The organism is Pseudomonas sp. P108 (assembly GCF_032613195.1).
In the GTDB taxonomy this organism is placed as follows: Bacteria; Pseudomonadota; Gammaproteobacteria; order Pseudomonadales; family Pseudomonadaceae; genus Aquipseudomonas.
This window is the reverse complement of the sequence record NZ_CP126691.1, coordinates 2,030,267-2,045,682: the sequence shown is the minus strand read 5'-3', so window position 1 is coordinate 2,045,682 and position 15,416 is coordinate 2,030,267. Positions and strand designations below refer to the sequence as shown.

Below are 15,416 nucleotides of genomic sequence, written 5' to 3'. Positions count from 1 at the left end.
CCATGATTAAAACGAGCAAAATCACCGTTCGCCCTGTGTCGCCCGACACATCCACAACCACCAGGCCCGTGATCGAAGTCGATGTCGATGTCGATGTCGATGTCGTCACGGACCGTGCAAGCAACAACGGACATCCTGCCACTTTATCTCCTGACCCCAATCGAGTGCCCGACCCGTTGATTGCCACTGCGTCAGGCCGCGACGTCGTAGCCGAGCCCCATGTGGTGGTGAGCTACATTACCGATCCGCTGATTACCGAAGCCAACGCCCGGCTGGCAGAGATTTCCCTGCCAGGATTGCAGGCTCACCTGTTACGGGCGCACGAATCCGTTGACGGGCTGCATGTAACACCAGAAGGGCAGATTTACGCACAGCTGGAAGAAGGCGGGTATTACCGGGCAGAACTCAACAGCGACGGTATCTACCAGATCCCGTGGCCCGCGGCACCGGGGGTAACGCCGCCTATTCTGAGAAAAATCGACGGCCAGCCACGCTGGCGCCTTGAAGCACCGTGGTATGTCGCCCGATCCGCGACGGGACGTCTGCCAGTGCCTGGAGTGGCTGCCGAGCTGCCATCAACGATTCTCTTCGTCGACCCGTATCTGGCGACATTGCTTCCGGCCGCACATGAATCCCCGAATGGCATCAGAAAAGGGCCACGGGGGAAAACCTACGTCGATATTGCAGACGGAACCATCATGGTTCGCAGGAATGAACGAGGCGAATACAAACTCACCTCTGCGACGACTACGAACGTGCCCGATTTAACTGTCGAACAGATTCCCGGGCAATTTCTCTGGCGCCTCCAGTTTCAGACCGCAAGTGCGCAACCGGATCCACAACCGGGCACCTCGCGAACCCTCCAGCCGCCGGAAGAGGCCAGCCCAGGCCCGAGCAAACGTGCGCGCTTACCCGGAGACAGCGACCTGCCCGGCCCATCGATTTCTGTAAACAATCCTGGCGACTGGCAAACCTGGGGGAGCGCCACAAAACCCATTGCAGGCGACTCCATCGAAATCGCCGGCAGGCACTTTTCCATACTTGATCAACCCACGCACGCTGTTGACGCGCTGGCCTTTATCAAACATCCACAGTTTTCTGCCACACGTTTCGATGCTTTCGAAAACATGCTCCTCACTACTCCACAGTTACAACCCCAAGGCGTGGTGAAGCTGGCGGATTCGAGAACCGGCCACGCTGCAGACTCATGGCGAATCGTCGATGGCCTGCCATTTCGTAAAAGCCTGACGCAGTACGTCAGCGACCACTTTGCTTATCTTTCAAATCACTCCGCGAACAAGGTGGCGCGGGAGATTTTCAATCGGGCCAGTCACTCGGAAGAACTGACTGGTCCGGGTATCAATGATTTATTCGACACGATCAAGTACTGGGAAAATCGCCCAACGTCGGTAAGCGATCAAAGAACCCTGCGCCAGGACTTGAGCGATCCGTTGATGCTCCTGTCCCCCCTTGCGGTCGACGCGAACGATTACGTCCATATGCCTCTGCCTTCCGCTGAAGGATTGCAGCGAATCGACTTCAAGGCACACACGTTTTTCGAAACGCACTATCTGACAGAGGGTCACTCCATACGCGATTTGTTCAACGTTGTTCTTCGCGGAAATGGCTACCGGGTGTCTTATAGCTTTCGCAATAAAGCGCAGGATGCACTGCTGATCCAGCGACAGGGTATCGATACGGTGTTCATCCTGCTCACCAACAAATTCAGGGGCGACAGCATGTTTGCCGAGGACCCGACTGTCTGGCTGAAGAAAAAGGCACTGGTCAATAAAATCGCAGTCCACGACAAAATAACCCTGCAAGATCATCTCGCTGCGGACAAGATCATTTATTTAGTGGGTACCAACGATCCGCATTCCGCCAAGGGAAACAGTCTTGTCATCACCAGGCTTCGCTGACTTTTCCTCGACGCAACGCAAACTGGCGAAATTCACTTGAACTGAAAAATCTCAGCCACTTCTTGGCCTGCCATTCATTGACAGGCAAGTGCGCAGACGAAAAAAAGCCCGCAGTGTGAGCGGGCGAAAGACCAAAGAAGCTATATGCGCAGTCGCTTCCCGGTGGGGGCAGCTGCTTGGGGGTCAGCTGCCCCGGTACGTGGAATAGCTGTACGGCGAAATCAGCAATGGCACATGGTAGTGATCCTGTTCGGCAGAAATGCCGAAGCGCAGCACAACCACGTCCAGAAATGCCGGTTCCGGCAACTGAACGCCACGGGCGCGGTAGTAATCGCCCGCGTGGAACTGAACCTGATAAACGCCGGTGCGATAATCGTCGCCTTGCAGCAGCGGCGCATCGACCCGGCCATCGCTGTTGGTTATCGCACTGGCGACCAATTCCAGGTGCGAACCTTCAACGCGGTACAGCTCGACCTTGATCGAACTGCCCGGGCAACCGTGTGCAGCGTCCAAAACGTGTGTTGTCAAACGTCCCATTGATTCTGCGCGCCTGCCTGCGTGGAGCAGTCAGACCTCGCGCCTCCCGAAGTCAGATAAAAAGGAGACCGCACCGATTCGGAGCACGAAACGCTGCGGCGAGCGATTGATTAAGACACTTTTCAAAAAAATTGTACACAATAAAAACGACATTTTTCTCATCACCCCCGCCATTCGGGGGTTTCCAGCCGATGAGCCAGCGATACGCCTATTCATTGAACCTCCTATCCATTAGCTGACTGGTCAGGCAGGTTTCTTGCAGGCTCACGCCAATAGCAGTTAAAGATGACAGTCGGTGAAAAATGCGAAAATTCAGGCTTACAAATTGCGAATAAAGTTGTATACAATCAGCCCATCGCTGTGACGCCAGCCTACCAGGCCGCCACATACATCTGTCAACGAACAAGAAGGAAGACTGCAGTGAGCGCTGACTACCCACGCGACCTGATCGGTTACGGCAGTAACCCTCCTCACCCACACTGGCCGGGCAATGCCCGCATCGCTCTGTCGTTCGTACTCAATTACGAAGAAGGCGGCGAGCGCAACATTCTGCACGGCGACAAAGAATCCGAAGCCTTCCTGTCTGAAATGGTTGCCGCTCAGCCGCTGCAAGGCGCGCGCAACATGAGCATGGAATCGCTTTACGAGTATGGCAGCCGTGCCGGCGTCTGGCGGATTCTGAAACTGTTCAAGGAATTCGACATTCCGTTGACCATCTTCGCCGTGGCCATGGCCGCTCAGCGCCACCCGGACGTGATCCGTGCGATGGTCGATGCCGGCCACGAGATCTGCAGCCACGGCTACCGCTGGATCGACTACCAGTACATGGACGAAGCGCAGGAACGCGAGCACATGCTCGAAGCAATCCGCATCCTCACCGAAATCACCGGTGAGCGCCCACTGGGCTGGTACACCGGCCGCACCGGGCCGAACACCCGTCGTCTGGTCATGGAAGAAGGTGGTTTCCTCTACGACTGCGATACCTACGACGACGACCTGCCCTACTGGGAACCGAACAACCCGACCGGCAAACCGCATCTGGTGATCCCGTACACCCTCGACACCAACGACATGCGCTTCACCCAAGTGCAGGGTTTCAACAAGGGTGACGATTTCTTCGAATACCTCAAAGATGCGTTCGACGTGCTTTACGCCGAAGGCGCTGAAGCACCGAAAATGCTCTCGATCGGTCTGCACTGCCGCCTGATCGGCCGTCCGGGTCGCATCGCCTCGCTCAAACGCTTTATCGAATACGCCAAAAGTCATGAACAGGTGTGGTTCAGCCGTCGCGTCGACATCGCGCGTCACTGGCACGAAACCCAGCCGTACCAAGGGGCCGCCCAATGAGCCGCTTTCAAACCCTGCAACCGTCGAGCCTGAGCCGCGACGCTTTCGTCAAAGCCTTCGCCGACATCTACGAACATTCGCCATGGGTGGCCGAGAAGGCCTACGACCTGGGCGCGGACACATCGATCGACGAGATCGAAACCCTGCACCAGCGCATGAGCGACATCCTGTTGAGCGCCGATCACGCCAGTCAACTGGCACTGATCAACGCTCACCCGGACCTGGCCGGCAAAGCCGCCGTCCAGGGCCAACTGACCGAAGCCAGCACCAATGAACAGGCTGGCGCCGGTATTCACCAATGCACGGCCGAAGAGTTCCAGCGCTTCACCGAGCTGAACGACGCCTACAAAGCCAAGTTCAAGTTTCCCTTCATCATGGCGGTAAAAGGCAGCAACCGGCATCAGATCCTCGCGGCGTTCGAAACGCGTATTCACAACTCGCAAGACACCGAGTTCAAATGCGCGCTGGCGGAGATCAACAAGATCGCCCTGTTCCGTTTACTGACTCTTTAGCGAAGCCTGACCCGAGTGCATCAGACGCGGAGAGCACCCAGGGTCTTGCAAGCATCCCCAGCCACTTATTTAAAGGCAGACAAGAAGAATGAAAGCTTACGCCGTACCTTTCGAAAAATTCGTCAACCTGGCCGATGCCCGTCTGGGCACCAAAATCATCTCGGTCACCGATGACTGGTTCGCAGACGCCAATCGTCTGTTCCAACCGACCCCGGCCGTATGGAAGGAGGGCGTGTTCGATGACAACGGCAAGTGGATGGACGGCTGGGAATCGCGCCGCAAGCGCTTCGAAGGCTTCGACAGCGCAGTGATCCGTCTGGGCGTACCGGGCTCGATCAAAGGCGTGGACATCGACACTTCATTCTTCACCGGCAACTTCCCGCCATCGGCCTCTCTGGAAGCGTGCTTCCTGGCGTCGGGCGAGCCTGATGAAAACACCCAGTGGACGGAAGTGCTGTCGGCCGTCGAGCTGCAGGGCAACAGCCACCACTACCACGAAATCAGCAACGACCAAGCGTTCAGCCACCTGCGCTTCAACATCTACCCGGACGGCGGTGTAGCCCGTCTGCGCGTGTATGGCATTCCGTTCCGCGACTGGTCCGCTGTTGGCGACAACGAGCAAGTCGATCTGGCAGCAGCCCTCAATGGTGGCCGCGCCCTCGCCTGCTCCGACGAACACTTCGGCCGCATGAGCAACATCCTCAACCCGGGTCGTGGCATCAACATGGGCGACGGCTGGGAAACCGCACGTCGCCGCACGCCGGGCAATGACTGGGTGATCGTCGCACTGGGTCACCCGGGCGAGATCGAGAAGATCGTCGTCGACACCCTGCACTTCAAAGGCAACTACCCGGACACTTGCTCGATCCAGGGCGCGTTCGTCAAGGGCGGTACTGACAGCCAGATCGAAACCCAGTCGCTGTTCTGGCGTGAACTGCTGCCAAGCCAGAAGCTGGAAATGCACGCCGAGCACACCTTCGTCGAGCAGATCAAAGCGCTGGGCCCGATCACCCACATCCGCCTGAACGTGTTCCCGGATGGTGGTGTGAGTCGCCTGCGCGTTCTCGGCAAGGTCGCTAAATAACACCGCAATGATCGTTCCCACGCTCTGCGTGGGAATGCATCACTGGACGCTCTGCGTCCACTCTGGATGTGACGCGGAGCGTCACGGGCTGCATTCCCACGCGGAGCGTGGGAACGATCACTCAACGAAAAGAAGAACAGCATGCGCACACTAACGATTGAACCGCTGACCAAAGAAGCCTTCGCCCCTTTCGGTGACGTGATCGAAACCGACGGCAGCGATCACTTCATGATCAACAACGGTTCGACCATGCGCTTCCATAAACTGGCGACGGTCGAAACCGCTCAGCCTGAGGACAACGCGATCATCAGCATTTTCCGCGCCGACGCGCAGGACATGCCGCTGACCGTTTGCATGCTGGAACGCCATCCGCTGGGCAGCCAGGCTTTCATACCGCTGCTCGGCAACCCCTTTCTGATCGTGGTCGCGCCACTTGGTGATGAACCTGTATCAGGCTTGGTCCGCGCCTTCGTCACCAACGGCAGGCAGGGCATTAATTACCATCGCGGCGTTTGGCACCATCCGGTGCTGACGATCGAAAAGCGGGATGACTTCCTGGTGGTTGATCGCAGTGGCACAGGCAATAACTGCGATGAGCATTTTTTCAAAGAGGATGAGCGTTTGATCCTCGCCCCCCACCAATAAGAGAAGGTCTGATCACTCGACAACAAGAGTGACAGGCGAGAGGTAAAGACTGTGGAAGCACATCTGTTGGAATGGCTGAACCTGAGCGTGCGCTGGGTTCACATGATTACTGGCGTGGCCTGGATCGGCGCGTCGTTCTACTTCGTCTGGCTGGAGAACAACCTCAACCGCGTCAACCCGAAAACCGGTCTGGCCGGTGACCTGTGGGCGATCCACGGTGGCGGTATCTATCACCTCGAAAAATACAAACTGGCCCCGCCGGCGATGCCGGAGAACCTGCACTGGTTCAAATGGGAAGCCTACTTCACCTGGATGTCGGGTATCGCGCTGCTGTGCGTGGTGTTCTACTCCAATCCAACGCTCTACCTGCTGGCTCCGGGCAGCACACTGAGCGGCCCTGAAGGCGTAGCCATCGGTATCGGCTCGCTGTTTATCGGCTGGTTCATCTACTCCTTCCTGTGCGACTCAGCCTTGGGCAAACGCCCTGCTCTGCTGGGCTTCATTCTGTTCGTGCTGATCATCGGCGCGGCGTATGGCTTCAGCAAAGTGTTCAGCGGTCGTGGTGCGTACCTGCACGTCGGCGCGATCATCGGCACCATCATGGTCGGTAACGTGTTCCGCATCATCATGCCGGCGCAACGCGCACTGGTCGCGGCGATTGCCGAGAACCGTACGCCGGATCCGGCGCTGCCAGCCAAAGGCTTGCTGCGTTCGCGTCACAACAACTATTTCACCCTGCCGGTGCTGTTCATCATGATCAGCAACCACTTCCCGAGCACCTATGGCAGCCAGTACAACTGGTTGATCCTGGCCGGGATCGCCGTGTTGGCGGTGTTGGTGCGTCATTATTTCAACACCCGTCACGACAGCCACAAGTTTGCCTGGACCTTGCCTGTGGCAGCGGTGGGCATGATCAGTCTGGCGTACGTCACCGGCCCGATGCCGATGTCGACCGCGCCGGAAGTGGCCAAGGCACCAGCGAAAATCGAGTACCAACCGCTGCCGGAAACGGCACTGGGCGGTGGCGCGAAATCGGCTGAAGCAGCACCGGCAGCCCCTGCTGAACCTGCTGCACCCGCACAAGCCTCCAACGCAGGTCCTGGCTTTGACAAAGTCCACACCGTGATTCAAGAACGTTGTGCGGTTTGCCACTCGGCCAAACCAACCAGTCCGTTGTTCAGCGCAGCTCCAGCGGGTGTGATGCTCGACACCCCTGAGCAGATCCGTCAGAACGCGGCGCGCATCCAGGCGCAAGCCATCACCACGCAGATCATGCCACTGGGCAACATCACGCAGATGACCCAGCAGGAACGTGACCTGATCGGTGCATGGATTGCCCAGGGAGCACAGACCAACTAAGCAACAAAGCTTCGCGAGCAGGCTCGCTCCCACAAGGACACCTTCAATCCCTGTGGGAGCGAGCCTGCTCGCGAATGGCCGCAATGCGGTCTGCCTGATGCAAAGAAACAGCTGTGAGCAACCCGGCAGCTGTTCAATCACAAGAATAAAAAGATCCGAGGTGTTGCATGTCCGAGCTGTCCAAAGCGCGCATCCCCGACGCACCCGCCATTCAGCGATTGCCCCTTTTGCAACTGATCCTGGTCGGTTTGCAACATGTTCTGCTGATGTACGGTGGTGCCATCGCGGTGCCGCTGATCATTGGACAGGCCGCTGGCCTGAGTCGTGAAGAAATTGCCTTCCTGATCAACGCCGACCTGCTGGTCGCCGGTATCGCCACCATCGTGCAGTCCATGGGCATCGGCCCGATGGGCATTCGCATGCCGGTGATGATGGGCGCCAGTTTTGCAGCTGTCGGCAGCATGGTCGCCATGGCCGGCATGCCCGGTATCGGTCTGCAAGGCATCTTCGGTGCGACGATTGCCGCCGGTTTCTTCGGCATGCTCATCGCGCCGTTCATGTCCAAAGTCGTGCGCTTCTTTCCGCCGCTGGTGACCGGCACGGTCATCACCTCGATCGGTTTGTCGCTGTTCCCCGTGGCCGTGAACTGGGCCGGTGGCGGCGCCGCCGCAGCGCAATTCGGCTCACCGATTTATCTGGCCATCGCCGCACTGGTGTTGGGTACCATTCTGCTGGTCCACCGCTTCATGCGCGGATTCTGGGTCAACATTTCCGTACTGATCGGCATGTGCTTCGGCTACATCCTGTGCGGCGCGATCGGCATGGTGGATCTGAGCGGCATGGCCAACGCGCCATGGGTTCAGTTCGTCACTCCGCTGCATTTCGGCATGCCGAAATTCGAACTCGCGCCGATCCTGTCAATGTGTCTGGTGGTGGTGATCATCTTCGTGGAATCTACCGGGATGTTCCTCGCGCTGGGCAAAATCACCGGCCAGGAAGTCTGCCCGCGCATGCTGCGTCGCGGCTTGCTGTGTGATGCCGGCGCGTCGTTTGTCGCCGGTTTCTTCAACACCTTCACCCACTCCTCGTTCGCGCAAAACATCGGCTTGGTGCAGATGACCGGCGTGCGCTGCCGCTCGGTGACCATCGTTGCCGGTGGCTTGCTGATCGTGCTGAGCCTGCTGCCGAAAGCCGCGTTCCTGGTGGCATCGATTCCACCGGCAGTACTCGGCGGCGCAGCGATTGCGATGTTCGGCATGGTCGCGGCCACCGGCATCAAGATTCTCCAGGAAGCCGACATCGGTGACCGTCGCAACCAGTTGCTGGTGGCGGTGAGCATCGGCATGGGCCTGATCCCGGTAGTGCGTCCGGAGTTCTTCGCGCATCTGCCACTGTGGATGAGCCCGATTACACACAGCGGCATCGCCATGGCGACCCTCAGCGCGCTGACGCTGAACCTGCTGTTCAACATTCTCGGCGGTAAAGAGCGCGCAGCGATCAACGACTGCCACGCCCACCAGCACTGACGGAGTCACCACAAAACCCTGTGGGAGCGAGCCTGCTCGCGAAAGCGGTATGTCATTCAACAGTGATGGCGACTGACACGCCCTCTTCGCGAGCAGGCTCGCTCCTACAAGGGCGCGCAACAGCTCTGCGCCTCAAACAATAAAAACAAGAGGGAGCAACAGATGATTCGCACGCAAACCAACGTTCTGTTGAGTGGCGGCCTGCTGGCCGCGAGTCAGGCCATGGCCGGCGATTTGCTGCTGTGGCAGACCAACAGCCTCAGCTATCTGTACGGCAAGAACTTCGCGATCAACCCGTCGATTCAGCAGACGCTGACCTTCGAGCACGCCGACAAGTGGAAGTACGGCGACAACTTCCTGTTCGTCGACAAGATCTTCTACAACGGCAAAGAAGACGCGAACAAAGGCCCGCACGCCTTCTACGGTGAATTCACCCCGCGCTTCTCGTTCGGCAAGATCTTCGACCAGAAACTCGAGTTCGGCCCGATCAAAGACATCTTGCTGGCGATGACTTACGAGTACGGCGAAGGCGACAGCGAGGCCTACCTGATCGGCCCCGGCTTCGACCTCAAGGTGCCTGGCTTCAACTACGTCACCCTGAACATTCTCCGCCGCCAGACCGAAGGCCCGCGCCCCGGCGACGGCGTCTGGCAGATCACCCCCGGCTGGTCCTACAGCTTTCCCCTCGGTAATTCCGATGTGCTGATCGACGGCTATCTCGATTGGGTGGTCGACAACGATGAGAACTCGCGCGGCACCTACCACGCCAACCTGCACATCAATCCGCAGATCAAATATGACTTGGGCAAAGCCCTCGGCTGGAGCCACAAGCAGCTGTACGTCGGCACCGAATACAGCTATTGGAAAAATAAATACGGCGTTGAAAACACGCACAACTTCGACACCAATCAGAACACCGCCAGCCTGCTGGTCAAGGTGCACTTTTAAGATGGCCCGCAACCGTGCCCCATACCTGTCGTCGGTGCTCTGTTGCGGGGCACTTGAGGCCTGGCCGTTGAGTCAGTATTCTCCGCGGCCTCTTGAATTCGGTCTAAAAAAAAGCCCGGATTTAATTCCTGACCGAAAAGCCAACTTATCCCGGCCCCGGTCAGTACCGAGGCATCCCGAAAACACACTCAATCGACTGTTTTTCAGCAGCCGAGCGGGTGTTTTTTTGCTTTTCGAAAGCCTTGGCTCGGCTCTTGCTAACAGCAACGAAGCTGACCGATCGGATGACTTTTGCAGCAACGAAAAAAGGCGCCACACCAGAGCGCCGATCTTAAAAAAATAAACGTGGAACACCTACTTTGGGAGCAACCGAATGAAACGTATGTGCACCAGCCTGATGCTCGCGGGATCGATGTTGGCCGGCGGCCAGGCCATGGCCGAGGGCCTGCTGCAGTGGCAGAACAACAGCCTGACCTACCTGTATGGCAAGGACTTCCAGGTCAACCCGCGCATCCAGCAAACCGTTACCTTCGAGCACGCCGATGCGTGGACTTATGGGGACAACTTCTTCTTCTTCGACAAGATCTTCTACAACGGTGGCAAGGACTTCAGCAACGGTCCAAACACCTACTACGGTGAGTTCAGCCCGCGCATCTCGCTGGGCAAAGTGCTCGACCAGAAAATCGAGTTCGGCCCGATCAAAGACGTCCTGGTGGCGATGACTTACGAGTTCGGCGAAGGCGACACCGAGTCGTACCTGATCGGTCCAGGCTTCGACCTGGCGATTCCGGGCTTCGACTACTTCCAGCTGAACTTCTACCAGCGTCACACCCAGGGTGCTCGCGCCGGTGACAACGTCTGGCAGATCACCCCGGTCTGGTCCTACACCATCCCGGTCGGCAAGTCGGACATCCTGATCGACGGCTTCATGGACTGGGTCACCGACAACGACTCCAACTCCAAAGGCGACTACCACGCCAACCTGCACTTCAACCCACAGGTCAAATACGACTTGGGCAAGGCGTTGAGTTTTGGCGAGAAGCAGTTGTATGTCGGTGTTGAATACGACTACTGGAAAGACAAGTACGGCATCGACGACACCGGTGCGTTCAAGACCAATCAGAGCACCACGAGCTTCCTGGTGAAGTTCCACTTCTGATTTCAAGAGCTTCGCGAGCAGGCTCGCTCCCACATTCGACCGAGTTCCAATGTGGGAGCGAGCCTGCTCGCGAAGGCCTCCCCGCAGATTTCAGGCCGGGACCACCGCTTCGGATATGCCCAAAAACCGGCAAAGCTCCTCGCGCTTGGCCAATGCATCCCTGCGCCCCAGATCAATCAACTCGCTGCAATACCCCGCCTCGAACAGCAGATAACTCAACACCCCTGCCCCACTGGTCTTGGTCGCCCCCGGCCCACGCAGAAACAAACGCAACGCCGCCGGCAACTCCTGGCGATGCCGCGCCGCAATCTCGTCGATCGGCTGACTCGGCGAAATCACCAGCACCTCCACCGGCGCCACGCCCAGCTCGCGCGTCGGCGTGCCGGCAGGCATCAAGTGGCTGAACTGGTTGAGACGCTGGAGCAACTCGATATCGCTCTCGAGGCTGTCGATGAACGTGCTGTTGAGCATGTGCCCGCCAATCTGCGCCAGCGTCGGCTGTTGCCCCGTGTAAGTGCGCTCCAGCGGCTGCTGCGGATCAAACCCGCGCGGGTTGCCGCTGACACCGACCACCAGCACCCGGCTCGCGCCCAAGTGCAGCGCCGGGCTGATCGGCGCCGACTGCCGCACCGCGCCATCGCCAAAGTATTCATCGCCAATTTTCACCGGCGCGAACAACAACGGTATCGCCGAACTGGCCAGCAAGTGGTCCACCGACAGTTGCGTCGGCACACCAATACGCCGATGGCGCAGCCATGAATCGATCGTGCCGCCGCCCTGATAGAACGTCACCGCTTGCCCCGACTCATAGCCGAACGCGGTCACCGCCACCGCATGCAATTGCTTGCGCGCGATGGATTCGGCGATGCCAGGCATGTGCAGTTTTTCATTGAGCAGTTTGCGCAGCGGTGAACTGTTGAGCAACGCCACCGGTAGTTGCCGCCCCATCCCCAACAAGCTGTGGCTGACAAAGCGGCTGGCCTGACGAATAACACCGGGCCAGTCACTGCGTAGCACGCGATGGCTGCGAAAGCCTTGCCAGAACAAGGTGAGACGCTCGATCGCAGCGCGAAAATCGGTTGCGCCACTGGCGAGGCTGACCGCATTGATTGCCCCGGCCGAGGTGCCGACGATCACCGGAAACGGATTGTCCGCACCCAACGGCAGCAATTCGGCAATCGCCGCCAGCACCCCCACCTGATACGCCGCCCGAGCCCCGCCGCCGGAAAGAATCAAACCTGTGACCGGTTCAGCTGGGCTCATCGCAACGCTCCATGGTGCTTATAGGGATGGGTCAATCAACCGCGTTTGGCGTACAACTTCGGCTCGCCCGGTGGACGGCTCTTGAAGCGTCGATGCGCCCACAGGTATTGCTCAGGGCAGGCACGTAAAGCGCTCTCGACCCACTGATTGATGCGAATGCAGTCGGCTTCTTCGGTTTCGCCGGGGAAATCTTCCAACGGCGGATGAATCACCAAGCGATAACCGCTGCCGTCGGCCAGACGCTCCTGCGTGAACGGCACCACCAGCGCCTTGCCGAGACGCGCGAACTTGGTGGTCGCCGTCACGGTCGCTGCCTGAATGCCGAACAGCGGCACGAAGATGCTCTGCTTGGCGCCATAGTCCTGATCCGGTGCGTACCAGATCGCGCGACCGGAACGCAGCAACTTGAGCATGCCGCGCACGTCGTCACGCTCCACCGCCAGCGAATCGAGGTTGTGCCGCTCACGGCCCTGACGCTGAACATAGTCAAACAACGGATTCTTGTGCTCGCGGTACATGCCGTCGATGGTGTGCTGCTGGCCGAGCAGCGCTGCACCGATTTCCAGCGTGGTGAAATGCGCGGCCATCAGGATCACGCCTTTGCCTTCGCGCTGGGCCTTTTGCAAATGCTCCAGGCCTTCGACATGGGCCAGCTTGGCCAGGCGCTCACGCGACCACCACCAGCTCATGGCCATTTCAAAAAAGGCGATGCCGGTGGAGGCGAAATTTTCCTTGAGCAGACGTTTGCGCTCGGCGGCGGATTTTTCCGGGAAGCACAGCTCAAGATTGCGCTTGGCGATGCGCCGCCGGTCGCCAGCCACGCGATACATCAAGGCGCCCAAAACTCGACCGATGGTCAGCAACGCCGGATAAGGCAGCTGCACGATCAGCCACAAAAGCCCCAGACCGCACCAGAGCGGCCAGAAGCGTGGCGATAAAAATGCTTTTCGAAAACGCGGGCGATCCATTAAAGCTTCCGTAAATACAGTGGCCGCGCATTCTACATCGTTCGACCCGGCTTGCGGCTCGCGGGCGTTCTCGTTATAAGTCTCGGCACTTTTAGTGACAAGCCGTTGTATGCCGACATGAGCCAAACCGAACCGTTAGACCAAGATCCCGTATTCCAGCTCAAGGGCAGCATGCTGGCCATTACTGTGCTGGAACTGGCCCGTAACGACCTCGAAAGCCTCGATCGGCAATTGGCCGCCAAAGTCGCCCAGGCGCCGAACTTCTTCAGCAACGCGCCGCTGGTTCTGGCGCTGGACAAACTGCCACCGAGCGAAGGCGCCGTCGATCTGCCGGGCCTGATGCGCGTCTGCCGTCAACATGGCCTGCGCACCCTGGCGATTCGCGCCAGCCGCATCGAAGACATCGCCGCCGCCATCGCCATCGATATTCCGGTGCTGCCGCCGTCGGGCGCCCGCGAACGGCCGCTGGAAACTCCCGAAGCCGAAGTCAAAAAGAAGCCGGAAAAACCGCCGGAGCCAACGGTCAAACCGACCCGCGTCATCACCACGCCAGTACGTGGTGGCCAACAGATATATGCCCAGGGTGGCGATCTGGTCGTGGTGTCTTCGGTCAGTCCGGGGGCGGAACTTCTCGCCGATGGCAACATCCATGTATACGGCCCGATGCGTGGTCGGGCGCTGGCCGGCGTGAAGGGTGACACCAAGGCACGGATTTTCTGTCAGCAATTGAGCGCTGAACTGATCTCCATCGCCGGTCATTACAAGGTTTCCGAAGATTTGCGCCGCGACCCGATGTGGGGCTCGGGCGTACAGGTCAGCCTGTCGGGCGACGTGTTGAACATCATTCGGCTTTAACGGATACTGCCGCATTTTCCAAGCATCTCTAAAACGTAGCGAAAACGGCTCAAACGAAGTAGGAAAAAGGCTCAACGCCGAATTCCAGCCAAGGCTGTCCGACTGCAGTAGTTTTCAAGAGATGTTTTTCAGGGGCTAAAAAGTCCTTCTTCCTTAGGGGTGAAACACCTTGGCCAAGATTCTCGTGGTTACATCCGGCAAGGGTGGTGTGGGTAAGACCACCACCAGCGCCGCTATCGGTACCGGCCTCGCACTGCGCGGCCACAAAACAGTGATCGTCGACTTCGACGTGGGCTTGCGTAACCTTGACCTGATCATGGGTTGCGAGCGCCGCGTGGTGTATGACTTCGTCAACGTGGTCAACGGCGAAGCCAACCTGCAACAGGCCCTGATCAAAGACAAGCGCCTGGAAAACCTCTACGTACTGGCCGCCAGTCAGACCCGCGACAAAGACGCGCTGACCGTCGAAGGCGTGGAAAAAGTCCTGATGGAGCTCAAGGAACAATTCGAGTTCGTCGTCTGCGACTCCCCGGCGGGCATCGAAAAAGGTGCGCACCTGGCCATGTACTTCGCTGACGAAGCGATCGTCGTGACCAACCCGGAAGTGTCTTCGGTACGAGATTCGGACCGCATGCTCGGCCTGCTGGCGAGCAAATCGCGCCGCGCCGAACGTGGCGAAGATCCGATCAAGGAACACCTGCTGATCACCCGCTACCACCCGGAGCGTGTTGAAAAGGGCGAAATGCTGGGCGTTGAAGACGTCAAGGAAATCCTCTCGGTAACGCTGCTCGGCGTGATCCCGGAATCCCAGGCGGTGCTCAAGGCATCCAACCAGGGCGTTCCGGTGATTCTCGACGACCAGAGCGATGCCGGTCAGGCGTACAGCGATACCGTCGACCGTTTGCTGGGCAAAGAAAAAGCCCACCGTTTCCTCGATGTCGAGAAGAAGGGATTCTTCGAGCGCCTGTTTGGAGGTAGGTAATGAACCTTTTTGACTTCTTTCGTGCCAACAAAAAGCCAAGTACCGCCTCGGTAGCGAAAGAGCGTCTACAGATCATCGTGGCGCATGAGCGCGGCCAGCGCAGCACGCCGGATTACTTGCCAGCCTTGCAGAAGGAACTGGTCGACGTGATCCGCAAGTACGTCAACATCGGCAACGACGACGTACATGTTGCACTGGAAAGCCAGGGCAGTTGCTCGATTCTGGAACTCAACATCACCCTGCCCGATCGCTGAGTCGATTTGGCAGGTACGACGGCGGTTCAGGGCCATTCCTTCAGTGAAATGGCCCTGA

Annotated in this window: 15 protein-coding genes; 12 read left to right on the top strand and 3 right to left on the bottom strand. The window is 58.6% G+C overall.

Annotation, left to right across the window (positions count from 1 at the left end):
• The first annotated feature begins 2 nt into the window (after positions 1-2).
• Positions 3-1,919: a hypothetical protein gene (locus QOM10_RS09045; RefSeq protein WP_316917894.1), complete on the top strand. Its 1,917-nt coding sequence runs from the start codon at positions 3-5 to the stop codon at positions 1,917-1,919.
• Between the two features lie 183 nt (positions 1,920-2,102).
• On the opposite strand, the gene uraH is transcribed toward QOM10_RS09045, so the two are convergent.
• A complete protein-coding gene (gene uraH / locus QOM10_RS09040) occupies positions 2,103-2,456 on the bottom strand; it encodes a hydroxyisourate hydrolase (RefSeq protein WP_003223171.1) in 354 nt (117 codons plus the stop codon).
• Between the two features lie 420 nt (positions 2,457-2,876).
• Between uraH and puuE the strand changes: the two genes are divergently transcribed.
• From puuE to QOM10_RS09000, 8 genes are all read left to right on the top strand, one after another.
• Positions 2,877-3,803: an allantoinase PuuE gene (gene puuE, locus QOM10_RS09035; protein WP_038366990.1), complete on the top strand. Its 927-nt coding sequence runs from the start codon at positions 2,877-2,879 to the stop codon at positions 3,801-3,803.
• Positions 3,800-4,315: a 2-oxo-4-hydroxy-4-carboxy-5-ureidoimidazoline decarboxylase gene (gene uraD / locus QOM10_RS09030; protein ID WP_127926403.1), complete on the top strand. Its 516-nt coding sequence runs from the start codon at positions 3,800-3,802 to the stop codon at positions 4,313-4,315. The genes puuE and uraD overlap by 4 nt, the downstream gene beginning before the upstream one ends.
• A gap of 88 nt (positions 4,316-4,403) precedes the next feature.
• On the top strand, positions 4,404-5,399 hold the full coding sequence (gene alc / locus QOM10_RS09025) for an allantoicase (protein ID WP_007913974.1): 996 nt from the start codon (positions 4,404-4,406) through the stop codon (positions 5,397-5,399).
• A 141-nt stretch (positions 5,400-5,540) separates the two neighbouring features.
• A complete protein-coding gene (locus QOM10_RS09020; protein ID WP_016982872.1) occupies positions 5,541-6,044 on the top strand; it encodes an ureidoglycolate lyase in 504 nt (167 codons plus the stop codon).
• A gap of 51 nt (positions 6,045-6,095) precedes the next feature.
• The gene (locus tag QOM10_RS09015; RefSeq protein WP_316917893.1) at positions 6,096-7,403 is read left to right on the top strand and encodes a urate hydroxylase PuuD; all 1,308 of its coding nucleotides are present in this window, start codon (positions 6,096-6,098) and stop codon (positions 7,401-7,403) included.
• Positions 7,404-7,570: 167 nt separating this feature from the next.
• Entirely contained in the window at positions 7,571-8,929 is a 1,359-nt protein-coding gene (locus QOM10_RS09010; protein WP_007913967.1) for a nucleobase:cation symporter-2 family protein, read from the top strand.
• Positions 8,930-9,091: 162 nt separating this feature from the next.
• Positions 9,092-9,877: an outer membrane protein OmpK gene (locus QOM10_RS09005; protein WP_316917892.1), complete on the top strand. Its 786-nt coding sequence runs from the start codon at positions 9,092-9,094 to the stop codon at positions 9,875-9,877.
• Between the two features lie 373 nt (positions 9,878-10,250).
• On the top strand, positions 10,251-11,036 hold the full coding sequence (locus tag QOM10_RS09000; RefSeq protein WP_095119997.1) for an outer membrane protein OmpK: 786 nt from the start codon (positions 10,251-10,253) through the stop codon (positions 11,034-11,036).
• 90 nt (positions 11,037-11,126) lie between these two features.
• On the opposite strand, the gene QOM10_RS08995 is transcribed toward QOM10_RS09000, so the two are convergent.
• Positions 11,127-12,299 carry a patatin-like phospholipase family protein gene (locus QOM10_RS08995; protein WP_127926398.1) on the bottom strand — a complete coding sequence of 391 codons (1,173 nt, stop codon included), beginning with the start codon at positions 12,297-12,299 and terminating at the stop codon, positions 11,127-11,129.
• Positions 12,300-12,334: 35 nt separating this feature from the next.
• A complete protein-coding gene (locus QOM10_RS08990) occupies positions 12,335-13,267 on the bottom strand; it encodes a lipid A biosynthesis lauroyl acyltransferase (RefSeq protein ID WP_095114336.1) in 933 nt (310 codons plus the stop codon).
• A gap of 117 nt (positions 13,268-13,384) precedes the next feature.
• On the opposite strand from QOM10_RS08990, the gene minC reads away from it, so the two are divergent.
• From minC to minE, 3 genes are all read left to right on the top strand, one after another.
• Positions 13,385-14,122, top strand: coding sequence for a septum site-determining protein MinC (gene minC, locus QOM10_RS08985; protein WP_026000431.1), 738 nt, complete (start codon positions 13,385-13,387; stop codon positions 14,120-14,122).
• A gap of 169 nt (positions 14,123-14,291) precedes the next feature.
• The gene (minD, locus tag QOM10_RS08980) at positions 14,292-15,104 is read left to right on the top strand and encodes a septum site-determining protein MinD (protein ID WP_007913953.1); all 813 of its coding nucleotides are present in this window, start codon (positions 14,292-14,294) and stop codon (positions 15,102-15,104) included.
• Complete coding sequence (gene minE / locus QOM10_RS08975; protein WP_003223146.1) at positions 15,104-15,358, top strand: cell division topological specificity factor MinE; 255 nt, start codon at positions 15,104-15,106, stop codon at positions 15,356-15,358. Before minD ends, minE begins: the two co-directional genes overlap by 1 nt.
• Positions 15,359-15,416: the final 58 nt, after the last annotated feature.